The sequence below is a fragment of the Arenicella sp. 4NH20-0111 genome (assembly GCF_040366405.1).
In the GTDB taxonomy this organism is placed as follows: Bacteria; Pseudomonadota; Gammaproteobacteria; order Arenicellales; family Arenicellaceae; genus Arenicella.
Map to the genome: position 1 here is coordinate 313,885 of NZ_BAABWF010000003.1, position 20,610 is coordinate 334,494.

22 protein-coding genes are annotated in these 20,610 nt (G+C 45.6%); 12 read left to right on the plus strand and 10 right to left on the minus strand.

Annotation, left to right across the window (positions count from 1 at the left end; all coding sequences use genetic code 11):
* The first annotated feature begins 17 nt into the window (after window positions 1-17).
* The 9 genes from ABWW54_RS08725 (at window position 18) to ABWW54_RS08765 (ending at window position 9,509) form a co-directional block, all read left to right on the plus strand.
* Window positions 18-602, plus strand: coding sequence for a 1-acyl-sn-glycerol-3-phosphate acyltransferase (locus tag ABWW54_RS08725; protein WP_353411863.1), 585 nt, complete (start codon window positions 18-20; stop codon window positions 600-602).
* A 184-nt stretch (window positions 603-786) separates the two neighbouring features.
* Window positions 787-1,692 carry a 5'-nucleotidase gene (locus tag ABWW54_RS08730; RefSeq protein WP_353411864.1) on the plus strand — a complete coding sequence of 302 codons (906 nt, stop codon included), beginning with the start codon at window positions 787-789 and terminating at the stop codon, window positions 1,690-1,692.
* Window positions 1,693-1,799: 107 nt separating this feature from the next.
* Window positions 1,800-3,161 carry a PDZ domain-containing protein gene (locus ABWW54_RS08735; protein ID WP_353411865.1) on the plus strand — a complete coding sequence of 454 codons (1,362 nt, stop codon included), beginning with the start codon at window positions 1,800-1,802 and terminating at the stop codon, window positions 3,159-3,161.
* A gap of 137 nt (window positions 3,162-3,298) precedes the next feature.
* Window positions 3,299-4,981 carry a dihydroxy-acid dehydratase gene (gene ilvD / locus ABWW54_RS08740; RefSeq protein WP_353411866.1) on the plus strand — a complete coding sequence of 561 codons (1,683 nt, stop codon included), beginning with the start codon at window positions 3,299-3,301 and terminating at the stop codon, window positions 4,979-4,981.
* 16 nt (window positions 4,982-4,997) lie between these two features.
* A complete protein-coding gene (locus ABWW54_RS08745) occupies window positions 4,998-5,735 on the plus strand; it encodes a nuclear transport factor 2 family protein (RefSeq protein WP_353411867.1) in 738 nt (245 codons plus the stop codon).
* Between the two features lie 48 nt (window positions 5,736-5,783).
* Window positions 5,784-7,046, plus strand: a complete 1,263-nt coding sequence (locus ABWW54_RS08750; RefSeq protein ID WP_353411868.1) for a replication-associated recombination protein A — start codon at window positions 5,784-5,786, stop codon at window positions 7,044-7,046.
* Window positions 7,047-7,533: 487 nt separating this feature from the next.
* Window positions 7,534-7,968 carry a GFA family protein gene (locus tag ABWW54_RS08755; protein WP_353411869.1) on the plus strand — a complete coding sequence of 145 codons (435 nt, stop codon included), beginning with the start codon at window positions 7,534-7,536 and terminating at the stop codon, window positions 7,966-7,968.
* Between the two features lie 144 nt (window positions 7,969-8,112).
* Window positions 8,113-8,667 (plus strand): TetR/AcrR family transcriptional regulator, encoded by a 555-nt coding sequence (locus tag ABWW54_RS08760; protein ID WP_353411870.1) that lies wholly within the window; start codon window positions 8,113-8,115, stop codon window positions 8,665-8,667.
* 146 nt (window positions 8,668-8,813) lie between these two features.
* Window positions 8,814-9,509, plus strand: coding sequence for a cupin domain-containing protein (locus tag ABWW54_RS08765; RefSeq protein ID WP_353411871.1), 696 nt, complete (start codon window positions 8,814-8,816; stop codon window positions 9,507-9,509).
* 116 nt (window positions 9,510-9,625) lie between these two features.
* Here the strand turns inward: ABWW54_RS08765 and ABWW54_RS08770 are convergent, their stop codons facing one another.
* The 7 genes from ABWW54_RS08770 to ftsY all read right to left on the minus strand — a co-directional run bounded on the left by ABWW54_RS08770 (window position 9,626) and on the right by ftsY (window position 15,916).
* The gene (locus tag ABWW54_RS08770) at window positions 9,626-10,006 is read right to left on the minus strand and encodes a VOC family protein (protein WP_353411872.1); all 381 of its coding nucleotides are present in this window, start codon (window positions 10,004-10,006) and stop codon (window positions 9,626-9,628) included.
* A gap of 252 nt (window positions 10,007-10,258) precedes the next feature.
* Window positions 10,259-10,489: a hypothetical protein gene (locus ABWW54_RS08775; RefSeq protein WP_353411873.1), complete on the minus strand. Its 231-nt coding sequence runs from the start codon at window positions 10,487-10,489 to the stop codon at window positions 10,259-10,261.
* A gap of 94 nt (window positions 10,490-10,583) precedes the next feature.
* Window positions 10,584-11,930: a glutathione-disulfide reductase gene (gor, locus tag ABWW54_RS08780; RefSeq protein WP_353411874.1), complete on the minus strand. Its 1,347-nt coding sequence runs from the start codon at window positions 11,928-11,930 to the stop codon at window positions 10,584-10,586.
* 164 nt (window positions 11,931-12,094) lie between these two features.
* A complete protein-coding gene (gene rpoH, locus ABWW54_RS08785; RefSeq protein ID WP_353411875.1) occupies window positions 12,095-12,943 on the minus strand; it encodes an RNA polymerase sigma factor RpoH in 849 nt (282 codons plus the stop codon).
* A gap of 280 nt (window positions 12,944-13,223) precedes the next feature.
* Window positions 13,224-14,147 carry a permease-like cell division protein FtsX gene (gene ftsX / locus ABWW54_RS08790; RefSeq protein WP_353411876.1) on the minus strand — a complete coding sequence of 308 codons (924 nt, stop codon included), beginning with the start codon at window positions 14,145-14,147 and terminating at the stop codon, window positions 13,224-13,226.
* On the minus strand, window positions 14,140-14,835 hold the full coding sequence (ftsE, locus tag ABWW54_RS08795) for a cell division ATP-binding protein FtsE (RefSeq protein WP_353411877.1): 696 nt from the start codon (window positions 14,833-14,835) through the stop codon (window positions 14,140-14,142). The genes ftsX and ftsE overlap by 8 nt, the downstream gene beginning before the upstream one ends.
* Window positions 14,836-14,857: 22 nt before the next feature.
* On the minus strand, window positions 14,858-15,916 hold the full coding sequence (gene ftsY / locus ABWW54_RS08800; RefSeq protein ID WP_353411878.1) for a signal recognition particle-docking protein FtsY: 1,059 nt from the start codon (window positions 15,914-15,916) through the stop codon (window positions 14,858-14,860).
* Between the two features lie 84 nt (window positions 15,917-16,000).
* Between ftsY and rsmD the strand changes: the two genes are divergently transcribed.
* The 3 genes from rsmD to ABWW54_RS08815 are packed head-to-tail and all read left to right on the plus strand — an operon-like array spanning window position 16,001 to window position 17,398.
* Complete coding sequence (gene rsmD, locus ABWW54_RS08805; protein WP_353411879.1) at window positions 16,001-16,579, plus strand: 16S rRNA (guanine(966)-N(2))-methyltransferase RsmD; 579 nt, start codon at window positions 16,001-16,003, stop codon at window positions 16,577-16,579.
* Window positions 16,580-16,596: 17 nt separating this feature from the next.
* On the plus strand, window positions 16,597-17,094 hold the full coding sequence (gene coaD / locus ABWW54_RS08810) for a pantetheine-phosphate adenylyltransferase (protein WP_353411880.1): 498 nt from the start codon (window positions 16,597-16,599) through the stop codon (window positions 17,092-17,094).
* A 19-nt stretch (window positions 17,095-17,113) separates the two neighbouring features.
* Window positions 17,114-17,398, plus strand: a complete 285-nt coding sequence (locus tag ABWW54_RS08815) for a YfhL family 4Fe-4S dicluster ferredoxin (protein WP_353411881.1) — start codon at window positions 17,114-17,116, stop codon at window positions 17,396-17,398.
* Between the two features lie 122 nt (window positions 17,399-17,520).
* Here ABWW54_RS08815 and ABWW54_RS08820 read toward each other — a convergent pair whose 3' ends face one another.
* The 3 genes from ABWW54_RS08820 to ABWW54_RS08830 form a co-directional block, all read right to left on the minus strand.
* The gene (locus tag ABWW54_RS08820) at window positions 17,521-17,868 is read right to left on the minus strand and encodes a hypothetical protein (RefSeq protein ID WP_353411882.1); all 348 of its coding nucleotides are present in this window, start codon (window positions 17,866-17,868) and stop codon (window positions 17,521-17,523) included.
* A gap of 43 nt (window positions 17,869-17,911) precedes the next feature.
* Window positions 17,912-18,283 carry a YgdI/YgdR family lipoprotein gene (locus ABWW54_RS08825; protein WP_353411883.1) on the minus strand — a complete coding sequence of 124 codons (372 nt, stop codon included), beginning with the start codon at window positions 18,281-18,283 and terminating at the stop codon, window positions 17,912-17,914.
* A gap of 75 nt (window positions 18,284-18,358) precedes the next feature.
* Window positions 18,359-20,413 carry a dynamin family protein gene (locus tag ABWW54_RS08830; protein WP_353411884.1) on the minus strand — a complete coding sequence of 685 codons (2,055 nt, stop codon included), beginning with the start codon at window positions 20,411-20,413 and terminating at the stop codon, window positions 18,359-18,361.
* Window positions 20,414-20,610 lie beyond the last annotated feature (197 nt).

The following is a 20,610-nucleotide window of genomic DNA, read 5'->3' on the forward strand; positions in this document are numbered from 1 at the left end:
CGTTCTGGTCGACTAGAATGCTTGCATTTAAGAGTTTGGTGAGCGTCAAATCCCATATGTTGCAGAAAATTTGTGCCTTTATTTACTTTCGCCTGTTAGGTTGGAGTGTCGTGGGTGAGCCACCAACTGAGAAGAAATACTTGTTTGTTGTGGTGCCTCACACGAGTAATTGGGATTTCATCTATGGATGGCTGGCGCTGACGGCGCTGGAGCTGGAAGTAAAGATCTTTGCGAAAGATATATTTTTTACATGGCCGCTGAACTACGTGTGTAACTGGTTTGGCGTACTGCCTGTGAACCGGCGACGAAGTACTAATTTCGTTGACTCTGTCGCGAGTATGTTTGAAACCAGAGAAACGTTAGCCGCCGTGATAACCCCCGAAGGTACTCGAGGCTATCAGCCTACGTTAAAGAGCGGCTATTATCATTTGGCAAAGAAGGCGAAGGTGCCTATTGTCGTAGCTGGGCCAGATTTTAAGAACAAGAAGTTTTCGATCGTCCCTCCTAGAGCTCCGTTAAAAACGTTTGAAGAAGATGAAGCGAATCTGATAGAGTTTTGTCGTGAGCAAGTTGCGAAAGAAAAAGGCCATAGCTTCCGCTAGTTCTTTCCCTAACTTCTTTGTTAGATTTTTAATGCTCTCATTTTATTTACGTACACTTAATCGGCTGAGCATTGAGCTGAGCGGTTTTGTTAATGCGTGATCTAAAAAGAGCTTATGTTTAAAAAAACTGATCTAAACCCATATTGAATGGAAATACAGATATCAAAGGCGCATCTAAATAATCATGCACGACGATCGTAAATTAGTGGTGGCGATATCCTCAAGAGCGTTGTTCGATCTCGAAGACAGCCATAAAATGTTTGAGGATGAAGGGGTTGAGGCTTATTGTCGTTATCAGATAGAGCATGAAAATGAGCCTTTAGCGCAGGGCGCAGCCTTTTCATTGGTTAAAAAGTTGCTCGAGCTCAATACTCTTGGCGAGCCACGAGAGCGTGTTGAGGTGATTTTGTTGTCACGCAATAGTGCAGACACTGGTTTACGTATTTTCAATTCCATTCAAGCACATAAATTGCCAATAACCCGAGCTGCGTTCACCAATGGTGGTAGCCCATTCAGGTACGTTGAACCCTTTGGTGCTGACGTGTTTCTGTCAAGTGATCCCGGTGATGTGGCGAGTACATTGGAAGCTGGCTTTGCAGCGGCCACTATGTTGCCTTCAGGCACGTCAAAAGAGTCGGGTAATCAGGATAAGTTGTGCATCGCTTTTGACGGAGATGCGGTCGTATTCTCCGATGAAGCTGAACAGGTGTATCAAAAAAGAGGGCTAGATGCGTTCGCCGATCATGAAGTTAAAGCTGCGAAAAAGCCTCTTCCTGGTGGTCCATTTAGAAATATGCTCGCAGCGCTACATGAAATACAATCTGAGTTTCCAGCTGACGAATCGCCAGTTAGGACCGCCATCATCACGGCGCGTTCTGCGCCAGCGCATGAGCGAGTGATTAGAACCTTAAGAGCTTGGGAGATTCGAATTGATGAAGCGGTATTTTTAGGTGGCTTGCCTAAAGGAGAGTTTTTAAGAACGTTTGGAGCGGATATCTTTTTCGATGACCAAGAAGGTCATTGTGATTCTGCGCGCAAACACGTCCCTACAGGACATGTTCCTAACGGTGTTGCGAATACAATAGGTTAATGCAGTACGTTAGGTGGCATTGGAGTATCTATAATTATCAGCGCTAAAAAGCGTAAAACCTGCCCAGTTAAACGTGGGTGGAAAAATTGAGAAGAGAAAGAGTTAGCATGAAAATCAGCCGAAAATTGCCGGTGGTGCTTGTGGTAATCATGGGCGCAGTGAACTGCGCTATCACCATGTCGGTTAAAGCCGCGTTGCCTTTAGCCGTAGGTGATGCGCCTATACCGTCGCTGGCACCGATGCTTGAGCGCGTTCAAGCATCGTTAGTGACGGTGACTGCCGAAGCAACCGTCAATGTACGCAGCGACCCATTTGAAGATCCGTTTTTTCGCCGTTTCTTTGATCAGCGTCGTGCTGGAACGCGAAAGCGCGAGTCGAAATCCGTGGGAGTGGTTGTTGACGCCGAGCTCGGCTATGTGCTGACCAATGAGCATGCCATCCGAGGCGCGAGTAAAATATTTGTTTCGCTGGCGAATGGCCGCGAATATGACGGCATTTTAGTCGGCACAGACCCAACCTTTGATTTGGCGTTAATTAAGGTGGAGCCAGTAGGGCTCTCAGCCATTGAGCTAGGGAATTCAAGCGAACTGAGGATAGGCGATTTTGTGGTATCAATTGGAGATCCGATAGGCGAGCAAAACACCATTGTTAGTGGGATCATTAGCGCGCCAGCTAAGCCTAACAGTTTTAAGCAATATCAACACTATATTCAGAGTGATGCCGCCGTCGGTTCTGGTGTTTTGGTCGATTTAAATGGGCGCTTGGTGGGGTTGAATATTGCGCAATCAACGCAAACCGCGTCCAACTCAAGAATAGGCTTCTCAACTCCCGTTAATATGGCTTTAAAAGTAAAGCGACAGCTGGTGAAATACGGCACCCCTCAACGAGGGTTTATGTCGGTGCGTGTTCAGGATTTAAATCAACAACTGGCATCGGCATTTGATGTTTCCCGAACGGGTGGGGTCGTCATAACCAGTGTTACAGAGGGGTCGGCAGCAGAGCGATCCGGATTGCAAGTCGGTGATGTGGTCTTAGAGGCAGGTGGCCAGTTGATTAATAGTAGAAAAGATCTGATGACGATCATCGGCCAGCAATTTGCTGGTGATACCTTGTCATTGAAAGTATTGCGGTCTGGAGAAACGATGGAATTGCTTACCCTACTCGAATCCTCTTCGCGAGCTGCAAAGATAGGGACTCTGATCCATCGACAGCTTGAAGGCGCTACGTTTGATAATCTCGGGCAAAATAATCCAGCCGCTGATATTGGCGATGGCGGTGTATTGGTTAGCAAGGTGACTAAAGGCAGTGTTGCGTGGGAGCATGGTGTCCGCGCGAATGACATCATTACCTCGGTCAACCGAAAGCCAGTTAAGAATTTAGACAGTTTTCGGAAAGCCATCGCAGGCCAGGAAGTTTTGATGTTGAATATTGTGCGCGGTACCGGAGCTATGTTTGTCTTATTGCAGTAGTTTTCACCACGGCAGTGTCTCTACCTAATGGTGTGCGTCGGTTAAGCAGAATTTAACCGCGCATTGACTGTTTTGTTAGGCCTTGCGCGTGTAAAATTCGAGCCACTAAATAAAACGCAACGCAAGACAACGCCGTTATGTCGGATAATACGCTCAATAAACACAGTTCCACTATCACTCAACCTAAGTCTCAAGGAGCCGGACAGGCCATGCTGTATGGCACAGGCTTGACTCGAGATGACATGAATAAGCCTCAAATTGGCATTGCCAGTGTTTGGTGGGAAGGTAATACCTGCAACATGCATTTGAATGACCTTGCTGGGCATGTAAAGCAAGGGGTGGTTGATGCTGGTCTCGTTGGAATGAGATTCAATACTATTGGTGTCAGTGATGGTACCACTAATGGAACAGCTGGCATGGCTTACTCTCTGCAGTCGAGAGATATTATTGCTGATTCAATAGAAACAGTTGTGTCGGCACAGTTTTATGATGCGCTGATCGCGATTCCGGGTTGTGACAAAAATATGCCGGGTTGTGTGATGGCGATGGCCAGAGTTAATCGGCCATCCATTATGGTTTATGGTGGATCGATAAAGCCAGGCAATCATAATGGCCGTAAGTTAGACATCATCTCAGCGTTCCAAGCCTATGGTGAATACTTGGTCGAAACGATCACCGATGATGAGCGACAGGAAATTGTAGAGAAGTCTTGCCCGGGCGCCGGTGCCTGCGGAGGTATGTACACAGCGAATACCATGGCCAGCGCCATAGAGGCGTTGGGAATGAGTCTGCCCTACAGCGCTTCGGCTCCGGCTGTGGATCCTGAAAAAGTAGAAGAATGCGTACGAACTGGTGCCGCGATTAAGAATTTGCTAGAACTTGATCTCAAGCCTCGAGATATTATGACTCGGGAAGCGTTTGAGAACGCAATGGTGGTGATCATAGCCCTTGGTGGTTCCACTAATGCCGTGCTCCATCTTATCGCCATGGCTCGAGCGGTTGACATTGATTTAACCGTTGATGATTTTCAACGTGTTAGTGATCGTGTACCTTTCTTGGCTGACCTGAAACCAAGCGGAAAATACGTAATGCATGATTTGCATACGGTGGGTGGCACGCCCGCCGTAATGAAGTTTTTGTTGGAAGAGGGCCTGCTCAATGGTGAGTGCATCACGTGCACAGGCAAAACCTTAGCGGAGAATTTGTCTGACTTGCCAGCTCTTACTCCCGGGCAGGATTTGATTATGCCTTTGTCTGAACCGCTTAAGCGAACAGGCCACATTCAGATTCTTAAGGGTAATTTGGCTCCAGGTGGATCGGTGGCTAAGGTGACGGGTAAAGAAGGCGAGCAATTTACTGGCCCTGCAAGAGTATTTGACGGTGAGCAATCGATGATCGATGCCTTGGAGCAAGGTAAGATAGAAAAAGGCAATGTCATTATTATTCGGTACGAAGGGCCCAAAGGCGGGCCTGGTATGCCCGAAATGTTGAAGCCAACTTCAGCCATTATGGGGGCTGGTTTGGGTGAGCATGTGGCTATGATTACAGACGGACGATTTTCAGGTGGCTCGCACGGCTTTTTAGTTGGCCACGTTGTGCCTGAAGCTCAGGAAGGAGGAAACATTGCGTTGGTTGAGGACGGCGATATTGTGGTGTTGGACGCGGTTAATAATCGGATTGAACTTGATGTAAGCGAGGAGGAGCTCGACAGCCGTCGGCAATCTTGGGTGGCTCCGGAGCTCAAGTTTACGCGAGGAACGTTGGGGAAGTATACACGCTATGTTAAGAACGCTTCCATGGGGTGCGTGACCGATGAGTAGAGTAACCCTCTGACGCATGACAAATATTCGATACATAATATTATTTGCGTTGGTGGTAGTGGCTGCTGTCGCGGGTGTGTTGATTCAAGAAGAAGATGATTCGCCCGCGATCACATTTACTCGTCCAGACGTGGTCGAGACGGACCTCCCTGGTGATGAGCAGAAGGTGCAAGGCGCTGAAGCTTTGATCGTACCACTGACCGAACCGTTAACTCCGGCTCCTGAACAAGTCGCCAATTCATCCGATGGGGGGATGTCACACCCTGTTGAAGAGTCGCTTACCGATGAGCAGCTTCAGCGTCAGATAGAATTGGCGCAAGCAAAGTTAGCTCAGGTAGAGTCGCTTAATGAGCGTAAACAGGCGTTGATAAAGAAGACTATTTCCCAGCAAGATGACGCAGAGCAATCACTGATAGAGGCCGAACTTGCTTATAGGATTGGTGGCTGGAAACAGGCTTGGCGTGCTGGGGATGCACATACCTATTTCGGATTCTACAGCGACAAATTCACGCCCAGTAACGGAAAAACCGTTGATGAGTGGAAACAGCAACGCGTCAAGCGTCTTAACACTGAGCAGTCAATAGATCTGATTTTGGAAGACTTCGAAGTAAAATACGACCCTCAATCTCAACGAAGTTTGGTGACTTTTCGCCAATTCTACAAGTCTGGAACATTTCAAGATTCAACAAAGAAACGATTGATTTTGGCCAATGAAGATGGTCAATGGAGAATCGTTTCGGAAACAACACAATAAGAACCGCTCATCAATACCACTATCTCACCTACTCCTTTAGCTGATCGTTTGAGACCTAAACGATTGGAAGACGTTTCAGGGCAAAAGGCACTGTTAGCGCCGAATAAACCACTTCGTTTGGCCATTGAAACAGGGAGGCTTCATTCAATGGTTTTCTGGGGGCCTCCAGGTACCGGGAAAACAACCTTGGCGAAGTTGGTCGCGCAACAAAGCGCGGCTGAGTTTGTGTCTCTTTCGGCCGTGTTAAGCGGAGTGAAAGACATAAGAGCAGCCGTGGAAGTAGCGCAGCAAAGAATGTTGGCTGGAATGGGGCAAACGGTGTTGTTTGTGGACGAGGTTCACCGGTTCAATAAATCTCAACAAGACGCATTTTTGCCTCACATAGAAGATGGAACAATCATCTTCATTGGTGCGACAACCGAAAACCCGTCGTTTGAGCTGAATAATGCATTGTTGTCACGAGTAAGGGTATACGTTCTGCAGTCTCTTCAAGTGGAAGATATTGTTGAACTGATCGATAGAGCACTTGATGATTGTGAGCGCGGGCTGGGTAACCTTGGATTAGAAATGCATGCGGATGTGCGTAAGCAGCTTGCTGAAACGGTTGATGGCGATGCCAGGAGAGCGCTCACAATGCTTGAAATTGCCGCCGACCTTTCAGCGGATGGCGTCATTTCTTCAGAGCTAATTGGTCTTATTTTGGCCGGCGGAAGCGCTCGAAGGTTTGATAACAAGGGCGAAGGTTTTTATGATCAAATGTCTGCGTTGCATAAATCTGTACGGGGTTCGAATCCAGATGCTGGCTTATATTGGCTGTGTCGGATGCTAGATGGTGGTTGTGATCCTAAAGTCATTGCTCGTCGTGTAGTTAGAATGGCTTCTGAAGATATCGGCAATGCTGATCCTCGTGCGCTGAGAATCGCTCTTGATGCTTGGGAAGCGCAAGAGCGGGTAGGCAGCCCAGAGGGTGAATTGAGTCTGGCGCAAGCCGTTATTTATCTTTGTGTGGCTGCTAAGAGCAACGCTGTGTACACCGCTTACAAGAAAGCGATGAGCCTGGTGAAGCAAACCGGTTCCTTGGAAGTGCCACTGCATTTGAGAAATGCGCCTACGTCACTTATGAAGGAATTGGATTATGGAAAAGGGTACCGCTATGCGCATGATGAAGAGCATGCCTATGCTGCCGGCGAGCAATATTTACCCGATGCTCTCCACGGTTCAGAATTTTATCATCCCGTGGAGCGTGGGCTGGAGATTAAAATTTCGGAAAAATTGAAAATGCTTAGGAAACTGGACCAAAAGTCTGGGTGAAAAGTTAAATTTCTAAAATTATCAGCTCTTTGCTAGCTAAATGACTCATAGGTTCCTGTAGTAATCATGTCCAGTAACTAGGATGTTCTTAGTGTCTTCAATGATATCAATCGCGGAGTCTATGATGATTAATACGCAATCAGCCCCAAGTGGTCAGCAACAGCACTGCTGGGTTACCCTCGTCAGCCCACTAAATAGTCGTGTCTTGTTACAAGCATGTGATAATTGTGGCGTAGTTAGATCCAACAACACGCAGTTTAAAGCGTGTAAAGCGAAGCCTCTTCAGTGTCTTATTTCCGGGGCTATCGCGGTCGCACATTCAGCGTGAAAAGGGCCTAAGTTTAGTTTTACCTTTCGCATTGGTTTTGCTACTCCTAATTGGGAGAAGAAAGGTCGTCGCTTTTAAACCAGTGACGGCTTGTGTGATTTTTTTGGGTTAAAACAGGTAAGATGTAGCTTTCAGTGCACACACATTCTTGGGATGTCAATGGTGAACGCTAAATACTCTGGTCGCTGCTTGTGTAGCAAAATTCAATTTCAAGTTTCAGGATTCAGTTCTGAAGCTGCGCATTGCCATTGCTCTATGTGTCAAAAATTCCATGGTTCTGCCTTTGCTACGCTGGTGGCGGTAAAGGACCTAGAGTGGCGGCAAGGTGTTGAGAGCTTAAAGAGCTATCAGGCTTCAAATGGAGTAAAACGTTACTTTTGTGAGGTGTGTGGTTCCAGCTTGGCTTTTCTGGCAGCTGGAGCGGAAGATCAAGATATAGAATTGGCGATTGCTTGTTTTGATCAACAGGTTCCGATCAATATTGATGCGCATATTTTTCTTTCGTCTAAAGTCTCGTGGCATGAGATAACTGACTCATTACCAAAGTTTGATCATGGTCGAGATGGCGACCTTTGGGAAGAAGGCAAAAGCTGAACAAGCTTAGGGCTTTCATTGAGCCCCATAATATTGAGCGCTGAAATCATCGATGATTTCAGCATGGCATAGGTTTTAAATTGACCTATCACTAGGTATATTCTGCCGACAGCAGTTTTATAATTCAAAGAACAATAAAGTACTATGTCTGAAAAACGAAGAAAGCTAGAGCAAGCGGCCACAGAGGCTGTACAGAAAATAGGCTTAACTAATTTGAGTTTTAGAGCGCTCGCGGATGAGGTCGGTATCAAGTCAGCTAGCGTGCACTACTATTTTCCTGGAAAAAGCGACCTTGCAGCAACGTTGATCGAAGGCTATTCAGAAAAGTTCAGTGCTCTATTATCTGAAAGTTCATCAGAATCGTCTTCACTGCAAAGCACCATGACTGCATTCATGAGTATTTTTGAACAGGTTTTGGCTGATGGAAAGTTTTGTCTTTGTGGCATGATGGCCGCTGAAGTTGAATCGTTGGACAGTAACAGTCGAGCCCTGTTGCAGAGTTACTTTGAGGTTAGTGAGGCTTGGCTTACCAAGCTGATGGATTCGCACAGAGACGAACTATCAACCAGTTTACCTTCTCAGACCTTAGCTAGGGTGATTATGTCTGGAATGGAAGGGGCCATTTTGTTGGATCGTGTCGGAGGAGGGAAGAAACGCTTGGATGCACAAAAAGAGTTGATTCATAGTTTGCTCCTTTAGCTTCATCGGGTAGTTCTTGGGTGTTTAGGACGGGCTTTGCCGTGAAGAACTAATTTAGCCAATTGTGCATATAGGTTTGACACTTAGGTATCCAATCAATTAATCTATCTATTGATAGATAGATTAATTAAACAGTGAGTAATGAAATGAGGATAAACGCTGATTTTGAGCAAAGAGTTGTCGTACACAGTGAAGAATTGGACTGGGTTGATTCGCCGATGCCTGGAGTCTCAAGAAGGCCGCTGGACCGAGTAGGAGGCGAGGTTGCACGGGCTACGACCATTGTTCGGTATGCGGCCGGAAGTAAGTTTTCATCACATGTTCACACAGGTGGCGAAGAGTTCGTCGTGTTGGATGGTGTTTTTCAGGATGAACACGGTGATTTCCCTCAAGGCTCCTATATTCGAAACCCGCCCGAGTCGAGTCACACACCTGGTTCTGAGCTTGGCTGCGTCATTTTCGTTAAGTTGTGGCAATTTGATCTAACAGACAGAACTCATGTCAGATTAGATGAGCAGTCTATGGAGCCTGTTTTGAGCAGCAATAACCCTGCTGTATCGAAAGTCTCGTTATTCAATGATTCCAATGAAGAGGTTTCAATTCAGCACTGGGCACCAAATAGTAAGATCACAATCGACCCAAGGGCCGGTTTGGAGGCGTTGGTACTTGAAGGTAGCTTTGTTTGTGAGCGCGATTGCTTAGTAAAACACAGTTGGGTTAGATTACCTGTTGGCGATGTTTTAAGTGCCGTAGCTGGTCCGCTGGGTGCGAAGGTATGGATAAAATCGAATCATTTGGACAAAGCAAATCAGCAGGCTCGTCTTGTTGAGTCAATGGGCTAGATGGTTTTCTCTATGTCTGACACAGATCGTTGATTTAAGTAGTAGTTAGTCTGATTGGCAATTTATACGTACAAGCAACCCTACTTACTGATCGCTTGTACGTGTTATTGGTCTCTTTAACCTTCAACTGGCGTCATGTGATAGAAAGCCAGTTTGTTGCCGTCTAAGTCTTTTACATACGCGCCATAGAAAAATGGAAGTCTTTGTCCAGGTTCTCCTTCGCAAGTTGCACCTAACTCAATTGCCTTGTGATACAGAGCGTCCGCTCCCTCTGGAGATCCACCAGGAATGGCGACCATTTGGCCATTACCGCAACTTTGTGCTCCGCCATCAGCGGGAGTACAAATTGCTAGCATCGCGCCTCCTTCGTCTGACCCATAAAACTTTATTCGATCTAATCCCATGAGTTGTTTTCCGCCAACCAACGAGAGTAACTCATCGTAAAAGGGCAAGGTTTTTTCTAGGTCTTTAGACCCTATAGTGGTGTATCCGATCATAGTTTTCTCACATCGATAATTTAAAAAGTAAGCTTGCAATATGTTTGCCAGCCGGGTTTATTGCTGAGATGAAGTTTATCTACCTATTGGTAGATAGTCAATTCCAAATCATTAATACCATTCTTTTTAGAGGCATTCCTTTTTTCGAAGTTGAAAGCTTGTATTTCCGTGTGTTGATCAGGGCATTCCTGGCCGCATCAGATCGCTAGCAATCTAAGGCGTTCAGTAAATCCAAAATTCCATCATTGAATGTTAGAAGTATCCAAATAATGTAAGGTCAAAGTACATCGAGATCCCGAGATATACGCTGCATATGATCAGACCTATTCCCCAGACCCACATCCACATCTGCTTTCCCATGCGGCCCAATATGAATAACACAATGCCGATTAACACACCGAGTACAGCGGTCAAAATCAACATGTCATCACTGGCGTGGACAGCTAATTGTTCTTTCGGTATTTCGCCTTCTCTGTATCTCATTATTTTGTCATTGGGTTACTATTATGGTTTGCAGAGTCTAAGAATGCTTAGGCATGCCTACTTCATATAGGCATGCCTTGGAGTTACTATATGGCTAATCTTTGGTTCGCATGGTACAAAACTCTTCCGCGGTACTTGGATGAATTCCTACGGTTGAATCAAAGTCAGCTTTGGTTGCTCCTGCTTTAATCGCGATAGCGATGCCTTGCATAATTTCGGCGGCGTCAGGACCAACCATATGTGCGCCTATCACTTTGTCTGTGTCGGCATCGACAATGAGTTTCATCATTGTGCGTTCCGTATTATCCGTTAATGTGTGTTTTAGGATTTTAAACTCAGACGTATAGGTGTCGACATTATTGAACTGTTCTTTAGCCTGCTCGGAGCTTAACCCAACGGAACCTATTGGAGGCTGTGAAAAAACCGCAGAGGGAACGTTTTCGTGGTCTGCTATTCGTTCATTGTTTCCGAAAAATGTGTCAGCGAAGGCATGGCCTTCCATCGTTGCGACCGGAGTCAATGCGATTCTATCGGTGACGTCTCCAACTGCAAAAATGGAGTCGATATTAGTGCGAGAGTATTTATCTACTACAATTTCTCCCTTAAGGCCGACCTCAACGCCAACGCGATCTAAATGTAGGGCATCGGTGGCTGGATTTCTCCCAGTGGCAAAAAGAACGCAATCTACGATTTTTACATCACCATTGGTAAAGCTTACTTTCCTTTGACCGTGCTCCGTGAGTTCGATTGAAGACACGTTGTTATTTAGTTGAAGATCGATTCCTTTTTTCGTGATTTCTCCGGCGAGGTGCTCACGTATGTCATTATCAAACCCACGTAATATTTGATCACCGCGATAGGTGAGAGTTGTATCTGTACCGATCCCATTAAATATTCCGGCAAACTCTACCGCTATGTATCCGCCACCAACGACCACAGCCGATTTCGGTTGTTGTTCTAGATGGAAAACTTCATTTGAACTGATTGCATGCTCAATTCCCGTGATGTTCGGCATAAAGGGGGTGCCACCAGTGGCTAGAAGAATTTTGTCAGAATGAAGAGTTCGATCCCCTACTTGTACTGTATTTGCATCAATCAGCTCTCCTGTGCCGTCTAGTATTTCTACGCCAGCATTCTTCAGCAGATTAATGTAAATTCCGTTCAGTCGATCGATTTCTTTGTCTTTGTTTGTAATTAACGCGGCCCAGTCAAACTCGTTGACGGTCGTTGACCAGCCATAGAAAGAACTGTCATGAAATTCCTCGGCAAAATGAGACGCATAAACCATCATTTTTTTTGGCACGCAGCCACGAATAACGCAAGTGCCCCCATAACGGTGCTCCTCGCAAATGGCGACTTTAGCACCATGTCCTGCTGCGATGCGTGCAGCTCTCACACCACCTGATCCGCCACCAATTACTACTAGGTCATAAGTACTCATGCTTGTTCCTCATTGCTCTAAAGCCGGTATGTAAATTCTACTTTTATCTTAAACAGCGGGAAAGCGCCCGCTTTCACTTTGACGTTGTTTTCATCGTAAGCAGTAAAAAGGCCCTTTCTTTCGAAAGAGCCTAATACTCAATGCTTGAAGTTAGTTACTAGACCTTACGCGACCAGTTGTCCTTTCATTTTTTCCATAGCACGCTTTTCGATCTGCCTGATACGTTCAGCAGAAACGCCATACTCTGCAGCAAGTTCATGTAAGGTGGCTTTATCTTCACTTAGCCATCTGCGTTGTAGGATGTCTTTACTGCGGTCGTCAAGTCCAGCGATTGCTTTATGTAAAGCGCTTTTATTGTTGGTGCTCGTTTGTGTTTTGCTAACCACTTCTTCGGGGTTATAGCGCATGTCTGGTAAGTACGCAGAAGGGCTAGTTGAAAACTCATCATCGTCAGAGTCTCGGCCATCGAAGGCAACGTCGGATGACGTCATTCTCAATTCCATTTCACGCACCGTTTTGACAGGTACATCAAGGTTGCTTGCTAGGTCTTGAGTTTCCTGCTCTGTCATTGCACTCAATGATTTTCGAGCTTTACGTAAGTTAAAAAATAACTTTCGTTGAGATTTGGTAGTGGCGACTTTTACGATCTTCCAATTTTTGAGAACGTATTCGTAGATTTCAGCCTTAATCCAATGAACAGCGTAGGATACAAGGCGTATGCCGCGCTCTGGGTCAAAGTTCTTTACGGCCTTCATCAAGCCGATATTACCTTCTTGAATAAGATCAGAAACGGGTAACCCGTATCCGGTAAACCCCTTTGCTACGTGGATGACGTGGCGTAATTGTGAGAGAACTAGTTCTCTGGCAGCATCAACATCATCGTTATCGCGATATTGCCTTGCTAATTGAGCCTCGTGCTCTGCTGATAACACAGGCGCGCTATTAGCCACTTTCAAAAAGCCCGATAAATTGGCGTCCTGAGGCAAGGTCAATGCGTGTACTGTATTGCTCATTTATTTTCTCCTAGGAATAGATCATTACTTGATCGGATTCTCTATTAACTGTGCAGCTAAACCATATTTAGCTGCTTACGTAGATAATATTAGCACTCTAGCTTTGGGAGTGCTAATAAATTTGTTTTCTGAGTAAATCAAAAACTTTTATAACTGTAAAACCCTGAAATATATGGCTTTATTTCAGTGCATACCTATATTTAGATACGTTTGGAGCCTGTTTGGTTTCAAACCTTACCTACGTTTAATGTTGGGTGGCTTATATTGGTCGCTTGTCGTGTTACTGGGGTCTTATTCGCCACAGATGCAGAGCAACTGACCATCTAGCGGCTAGCCAGCCTAAAAGCGTGCCGGTCAACAGTATGAAAACTGCTTCTTGAACAGTCAGTTTATGAAGCAACGATTGTTGCTGGTACATCGAGGCTAAGGTAGACAGCGGATCTTCAATCAGCCCTGAAGTTACCAATAATAGTAATAAGGTCGTACAAGCACCTAAAAATCCGAGAGCGCTTCCATAATACAAAAAAGGACGACGTACGAAGGAGTTTGTGCCGCCAACGAGTTTTGATATCTCGATCTCATCTCGTCTGTTGTGTATCAACAGTTTAATTGTGTTACCCACGATAAGCACGAGCGCCAAGCCAAGTAAAATGCTCAATAGGGTGCCTGCTCTTGTGATCACAGCTAGGATGGCGCTGAAACGTTCTGTCCAGGCTAGATCCAATCGTATTGTTTCGATGCCTTCAATTTTGCTAAGTTGGTTCTTTAATGCTTCCAATGGCGCCGACCTGGCGGCCGCTTTATTGGGCATTAACACGATCGATGGAGGGAGAGGGTTGCTGCCAAGAAAGGCGAGCTCTTGCTCATAGGTGGCACTGTTTGACAACAATCTAAACTCTTCGAGAGCTTGTTCGGGTGAGACAAATTCAGCAAGTTCGATATCTGGGTGGAGTTGAATTTCCTGGAATATTAGTTGAGCGGCAGAATCATCTACGTCTTTTTGAAGAAATACCGATATTTGTGGGCGACCCTGCCAAGTTTCACTCAAGCTCTCTGAGCTCTTCACAAACACATACAGCAAACAAGGAAGAAGCATGGAAATTGCGATTATCAAAACGGTATTGACAGTGGCAGCTGGCGATCTGGCCATGTCGCCAAGGGTGGCGAAAAATACTTGAAGGTGGCGTATGAAGTAACTAGTCATTGTCGCCTCCTTGCGAAACTGGCGACCGTTGATAATCGCCAATTAGCTCGCCTTGTTCAAGGTGAAGTGTTCGCTTGTTCAGGCGCTCAACTTGCCGCAGATCATGAGTGGCTATCATGACCGTTACTCCGACCTGATTGAAATCGGCAAAAATGTCGATTATTTCATTCGACAAGGCTTCGTCTAGATTCCCGGTTGGTTCGTCAGCTAAAAGTATGTTGGGTCGATTTATCACGGCTCGTGCTATACCTACTCGTTGCTGTTCTCCTCCGGATAGGGTGATTGGTTTTTGGCTTTCTTTGCCGCTTAAGCCTACCTTGCCGAGGGCTGCGCGGACCCTCTTTTTGATCTCATCATGAGGCATTCCGATTACGATTAGAGGTAAAGCGACATTATCGAACACCGTTCTATCCATCAACAGTTTATGATCTTGGAATATGACGCCTATCTCACGACGCAGCATGGGGGTTTTCGAGTCGCTGAGTCGTGTAATGTTTTGCTGATCTATAAATAATTGACCTGATGTGGGCCGTTCAATTCGAGTCAATAATTTGAACAGCGTGCTTTTTCCTGCCCCTGAGTGTCCTGCAAGAAACACCATTTCGCCTGCTTCAATATCAAATGTTACGTCTTTGAGGGCTTCGTGCCCGTTGGGGTAACGTTTGTTGATATGGCTGAATCTAATCATGGGGTCGATGGGCAGTTATGCTCTATTTGTTAAGATCTGGTATCAGGGCGTCAGCAAACGCATCGGCTTCGAATGGACGAAGATCATAATAGCCTTCGCCGACTCCAATATAACGTATAGGAAGTTTAAACTTTTCGGTCAGTGATACCGCGACGCCGCCTTTTGCTGACCCATCTAATTTTGTTAGACAAATACTATTAACGCCGACTGCTTTTTGAAAATGCTCTAGTTGCGACAGCGCATTTTGACCCGTGCCCGCATCCAAAATTTGCATGACTTCATGCGGCATCGATGGGTCTAAATTACCCAGTACACGATTTATCTTTTGCAATTGTTCCATCAAGTCTGATTGGGTGTGCAATCGACCTGCGGTGTCAATCATGAGAACGTGAGATCCTTTTACTATGGCGGAATTTAACGCGTCGTGTGCCACTGCCGCAGCGTCTGCGCCGTGTTTTTGAGCCACCACAGGTATGTCCATTCTACGGCCCCATTCTTGCAATTGTTCGACGGCTGCAGCGCGGAACGTATCGCCGGCGGCGAGCAGCACTGAACGGCCCTGATCCTGGAACTGTTTGGCGATTTTGGCAATAGTGGTGGTCTTTCCTACGCCATTTACCCCAACAATCAATAGCACATAGGGTCTTTGGTTAAATACGGCCCAGTCTTGCTCGGCGGGCTTGAGCATAGTGGCAATTTCCCTGCGCAAGGCCGAGATTACACCCTCTGCGTCTTGAATTTTATCTTCTTTGACACGCTGTCGTAAACTTTCAACCAATCGGATACTCGCGTCCACACTAATATCGCTCGTAATAAGGGCTTCTTCTAGGTCATCGAAAAGGTCATCATCTAGGTCAAACGAGCCCTTAAATACGTGTCCGATCTTACCCAATAAGCTAGCGCGACTTTTATCAAGGCCTTCTTCGACGGTGGCGGGTGTTGATTGAATTTCAGTGGCGGCATCTTTTTTCTGCTCGTCATCTTTGTTTCTTGAAAAGAAACGCGCTAGACCCGTTTTTTTCTTGGGGTTTTGATCGGTGTTATTTGTTTGATCTTGAGGTGGCGTATTGGTGTCACTCATTGGGTAGCTTGTGTTATGGTTTGGCCAACAAAATTGATAGGCTTTAATTAAAGTCATATTGTAGGGATTAGCTACAAAATCACAATGAACAAGCGTGCTAAATCAAACTCTATTCGCATTATTTCAGGCCAGTGGCGAGGGCGAAGGTTGGAAGTGTTGAATGCTGAAGGCTTGAGGCCAACAACTGATAGGGTGAGGGAGACTCTATTTAATTGGTTAATGTACGAAACTTCTGGGGCTCGTTGTTTGGATTTGTTTGCTGGGACTGGAGTTTTAGGTCTTGAGTCTTTGTCACGAGGGGCCGAATTTGTTGATTTTGTTGAAAAGTCAGGCCCTTCGGCGCGTGCCATTGATCGAAATTTGAGTGTGTTGGGCGCGTCTTCGGAGCAGGCTAGAGTGCAATGCATGGATGCTATTGAATTTTTAAAGTGTTCGCCTCGGGCTCCCTATGATTTGGTATTCCTTGATCCGCCTTTCGCGATGAATGTTCTGCAGAGTATTATCGTTGGTTTGTCTGAATCCGGGTGGCTAGCACCAGAGTGTTTCATCTACATTGAGCAAGATGCTACGCAGTCAGCGCCGGCAGTGCCTGATGAATGGTCCTTGCATCGTGAGGGAAGAGCGGGCCAAAGCAACTACCGTCTATACTCACTTGGTGATTGATGGGGTATACTGCGCGCATGAAAAAGATAGCGATTTATCCTGGCACATTCGATCCACTTACCAATGGACATTTGGACTTAGTGGCGCGAGCAGAGCAAATATTTGACGAAGTGATTATTGCCGTTTCGGATAATCCGCGTAAAAACCCTTTGTTTACGGCGTCAGAACGCATGGATATGGTTGATAAGGCTGTCAAAGACATACCTCACGTTCACGTAGAGAGTTTCGATGACTTGTTGGTGAACTTTGTTGCTAGAAAGAAGGCGAAATTCGTCATTCGAGGCTTGAGAGCGGTGTCAGATTTTGAATATGAGTTTCAATTGGCATCCGCAAATAGGCGGTTAGATAGCAACGTTGAGACAATATTTTTGACACCACAAGAGTCAAACTACTTCATTTCATCCTCGTTGGTTCGCGAAATCTCGTATTACGGTGGCGATATCAGTAGTTTCGTTCCTAAGCATATTGAAACCAAATTGGCGGAAAAGTATGCCGATATTAAACAAAAAAGCTAATCGATAAGAGGCTGAGTCGATGGCACTGTTTATTACAGATGAGTGTATTAATTGCGATGTTTGCGAGCCAGAGTGTCCAAACGACGCGATCTATCAAGGTGAGCTTATCTACGAAATTGAGTCCAGCAAATGCACCGAGTGCGTAGGGCATTTCAAAAAGGAGCAGTGTATCGTTGTTTGCCCAGTTGATTGTATCTTGGTTGACCCTGAACACACTGAATCGAAGCGGGAGCTTGAGCTAAAATACACTCAGCTAACCGGCGCTGAATACGCCGAAGAGAATGAGAAAGAACAAACCTTCTAGGGCCCGCTAAGCCTACATATTGTGCGGGCTTCGAGACGCTCCTTCTAAAAGAGACGGTTCTTCCAAAACTCGTCTTGAGTTAGTGGCCAATCGAGTTCACTAACCCCAAGCCAGATATTAGGTTATTGCTTTACCAACGCTGGAACCCAAGAGATCTTTTTTTGTTGTCGGTATTCCTTCAAAAAGTCTTTTGCTGCCCATGTGCGAACTTGCTCATGGTAGCCCGATTTAATCATTTTTAGGGATACGCTAGAAGCTCCGTCAAAACTGATTTTTTTGTCAAGAACAACGGGTGTGGGTCCAAGGTAAATCCAGTCAGAGTCTTCTTTGCCTTTGTACTTAACTTGCATCAACGCGTACGCCCCCAGCGGGTCAGAATGCACTTTCAGGGCGATGTTTTTTTTGCTAGACCCACATGCAACTAACAGCATTGATAGGCTGGCAATAGCGATAAAACGAACGTTTTTCATATTCAATTCCTAAAATCTAAGTTGGTCTAATCCGCCAACTTCTTTACTTTTCAGTGAGAGTTATTTCAACTAATTGAGGGTTTTCTTTCGCGGAGGATTGAGACTTGTGTCTCATGCTAAGCCAGAAGTGAGACACTTTTTCTTCAAACCCTGGTTTGCGAACTCTCAGGGCTACGTATTGTCGATTGCCGCTGGAGTCTTTCCACCACGTCGTGAGCGGCGTAACGCCGATAACTGTGCCATCATCCAAGTTGATGACTTCGGCGCCGGGTGGTTGGGACAAAATTTTGGCCGCACCATAATGAGAAGAGCATCCGCTAATAATGAAGACGCTGGTTGCGATAAGTGCAATTTTTAACAAAGCTTTTTGCATACTGATTGTGGAATAGGTTGAAAATATTTCGGCTGGTGCCATAAGCGTCCAACTATAGCATAAGCTTTGGGATCAAATTCTGACGCATAATTAAAAATTGATGAGCTGATGTTGTGCTTAGAATTTGGTGGTGTGCTCCCAATATAGTATTTCAGCGCTTTCCTTGGTTTCTTCTTCGGGCACCACATTCGCTTGTTCCGCTTCTTCGAGCAGCTCCAACAGCTTACTCTGAAGTGTCACAAATTCGTCATTTTGTCGGATCAATGTTGCGTGCTGTACTCCCAATTCAGATAAGCGCGCTTCGACAGTATCTGACGCGCGATGGATACGCTTAACGCTTTCCAAGCGTCTTCTTAGCTGCGTATGGTGTTCTCTAACGTGAGTTTCCATCGGCACCATAAGGTTATTGTTCCAAGTGTTTGAATCCTTTAATGCACGACTGAATATTTTTCTGGAGGCTGCACAAACTGAATCATAAAACTTGTTTGTGATGGACATTTGCTCTCTAAAAAACAATGTGCGAGTTTCTTTTAAGTTGCTGTGCTTTGATTCGAGCCTTTGTATGTCTTGCTTATACCGTTCAAGTCGTAAGCGTCGGACTTTAAAGTTAGCAATGCCATGGTCTGCCTCAAAATCACGGGTAATGCTCTCTGACATGACAGCAATTTCATTTGCTTGAGATATGGCGGAGTCTAAATAGTAATTAAGGCGCTCAAAATACTTAGAAATAGTCTTCTGCAATGTTATCGACGTCGCACACTTTGCCATGTTGTGTTTCGTGACAGCGATCAATTTTTCTAAACGTTCGGGGGCCAGTACGCGGGCTAGTTTGGTGGTTTCCTTTGCGTAGACCGAGCGTAAAGCCTGGTAGCGCTGCATATCAACTTCCAGCGATGACTTTTCAGCCTGGACCTTTAACATGATATGAGAAATAACGTCAGTATTCTTGCTGCTCAATTGCCGAAGTTCGGCAACGTGCTCATCCACGTCTTTTAATCGGCCATTCATGATTGATCCAGCCGACTCTAGAATGCTCTCTAGCGACCCTCGTACCTTATCAACCACTATTCTACGTTTCTCGGGAACCAGTTTTTCAGCGATCGCATTTTCCAGCGCACCAATGTTGCTTCGGCGAAAAAGATCTTGGTCGTTATTTAGCTTTGCAAGTAGGCCTTTTTGGGCTGAGACGGGAAAAATATTGTTCCGGTCTAAGTTCAAAGCTTTAGAGGTGGAGGTAACCTGCGCATTAATCTCGTTCTGGATTTCAATTTCGCTTCGAATTCCATCCCAGAGGGCATCAATTTTGTTCAGGGCTACGAGTTTACGTTGGTTTTTAGCGTTTAGGCCTTGGTCGTCGCCTTTGGATTTTTTCTTCTTTTTAGCACCATCAAGGTGCTGCTCCCACAATTCAAGATCGGTGGAGGTCACACCGGTATCATGCGACAGAATGAAGATTACTGTGTGTGCGGTTGATAATTGATTTATCGTCAGTTCTGGCTCAGCGCCGATTGCATTTAACCCTGGAGTGTCAAGGATGACCAACCCTTGTTTAAGCAAAGGGTGAGGTAAATTAATTATTGCGTGACGCCAGCTGGGGATTTCAACTTCATCATATTCATTGACGGGTAACCCAATCTCAGCATCTTCACTTTCAAGTAAATCGAATTTTAATTCTTTTGCATACGCTTTGCTGACCAGCTTGTTGTCGGTCATGCCTTTCAGAGCATCAGCGACACTGTCTACGTCGTCAGGATTAAATTCAACTTCTTGCCACAAATCGTCATCGCCTTTTAATTCAAAAAGCGGTCGTTCACTCTTACGTGATTCAATCGGCAGCAGCCGAATAGAGGCCGGGCGGTTTGGGTCGTACAGCAGTTCGGTAGGGCACATTGTGGTTCTTCCCGAACCGGAGGGAAGAATGCGGCGTTTATAGTGTCCAAAAAAGATCGTGTTGATCATTTCGGATTTGCCACGCGAAAACTCGGCGACAAACGCAACCGATAGGTTGTCATCCACTAACGACCCAAGCACAGATTCGAACTGATGATGAGTGCGCAAATCAGTGACATTATTACTTTTCAAAAAGCTACTTAGACCCTGCACAGCAGCTTTGACTCGCTCTCGCCAGTCAGAATATTGTTCTATTTCAGTGTTTAGAATTGTCGTTGTCACTGGAACGTCCTCGTCATAGTTGGCGAATGATAGCTCGCGGGGCGAATTAGTGTCAAACTAATACTAAAGCAATAATTGAGTTATGTTTATTAAGTCTTTGATTTATAATGAAATGAATTGACGAATGGTCAACTTGACAGGCTAAGTGGTTACAGGAGAGTCACCTTGCTGTGTGACTTACTGATTGTGTGGTTAAA

Coding starts and splice junctions, on each gene's coding strand:
- ABWW54_RS08770 (WP_353411872.1), bottom strand. CDS start 10,006: ATGATCGGATACACCACTATAGGGTCTAAAGACCTAGAAAAAACCTTG.
- coaD (WP_353411880.1), top strand. CDS start 16,597: ATGAAAAAGATAGCGATTTATCCTGGCACATTCGATCCACTTACCAAT.
- ABWW54_RS08815 (WP_353411881.1), top strand. CDS start 17,114: ATGGCACTGTTTATTACAGATGAGTGTATTAATTGCGATGTTTGCGAG.
- ftsX (WP_353411876.1), bottom strand. CDS start 14,147: ATGACTAGTTACTTCATACGCCACCTTCAAGTATTTTTCGCCACCCTT.
- ABWW54_RS08775 (WP_353411873.1), bottom strand. CDS start 10,489: ATGAGATACAGAGAAGGCGAAATACCGAAAGAACAATTAGCTGTCCAC.
- ilvD (WP_353411866.1), top strand. CDS start 3,299: ATGTCGGATAATACGCTCAATAAACACAGTTCCACTATCACTCAACCT.
- ABWW54_RS08745 (WP_353411867.1), top strand. CDS start 4,998: ATGACAAATATTCGATACATAATATTATTTGCGTTGGTGGTAGTGGCT.
- ABWW54_RS08765 (WP_353411871.1), top strand. CDS start 8,814: ATGAGGATAAACGCTGATTTTGAGCAAAGAGTTGTCGTACACAGTGAA.
- ABWW54_RS08755 (WP_353411869.1), top strand. CDS start 7,534: ATGGTGAACGCTAAATACTCTGGTCGCTGCTTGTGTAGCAAAATTCAA.
- ABWW54_RS08725 (WP_353411863.1), top strand. CDS start 18: ATGCTTGCATTTAAGAGTTTGGTGAGCGTCAAATCCCATATGTTGCAG.
- ABWW54_RS08730 (WP_353411864.1), top strand. CDS start 787: ATGCACGACGATCGTAAATTAGTGGTGGCGATATCCTCAAGAGCGTTG.
- rsmD (WP_353411879.1), top strand. CDS start 16,001: ATGAACAAGCGTGCTAAATCAAACTCTATTCGCATTATTTCAGGCCAG.
- ABWW54_RS08735 (WP_353411865.1), top strand. CDS start 1,800: ATGAAAATCAGCCGAAAATTGCCGGTGGTGCTTGTGGTAATCATGGGC.
- ABWW54_RS08820 (WP_353411882.1), bottom strand. CDS start 17,868: ATGAAAAACGTTCGTTTTATCGCTATTGCCAGCCTATCAATGCTGTTA.
- ftsY (WP_353411878.1), bottom strand. CDS start 15,916: ATGAGTGACACCAATACGCCACCTCAAGATCAAACAAATAACACCGAT.
- ABWW54_RS08760 (WP_353411870.1), top strand. CDS start 8,113: ATGTCTGAAAAACGAAGAAAGCTAGAGCAAGCGGCCACAGAGGCTGTA.
- ABWW54_RS08825 (WP_353411883.1), bottom strand. CDS start 18,283: ATGGCACCAGCCGAAATATTTTCAACCTATTCCACAATCAGTATGCAA.
- gor (WP_353411874.1), bottom strand. CDS start 11,930: ATGAGTACTTATGACCTAGTAGTAATTGGTGGCGGATCAGGTGGTGTG.
- ftsE (WP_353411877.1), bottom strand. CDS start 14,835: ATGATTAGATTCAGCCATATCAACAAACGTTACCCCAACGGGCACGAA.
- rpoH (WP_353411875.1), bottom strand. CDS start 12,943: ATGAGCAATACAGTACACGCATTGACCTTGCCTCAGGACGCCAATTTA.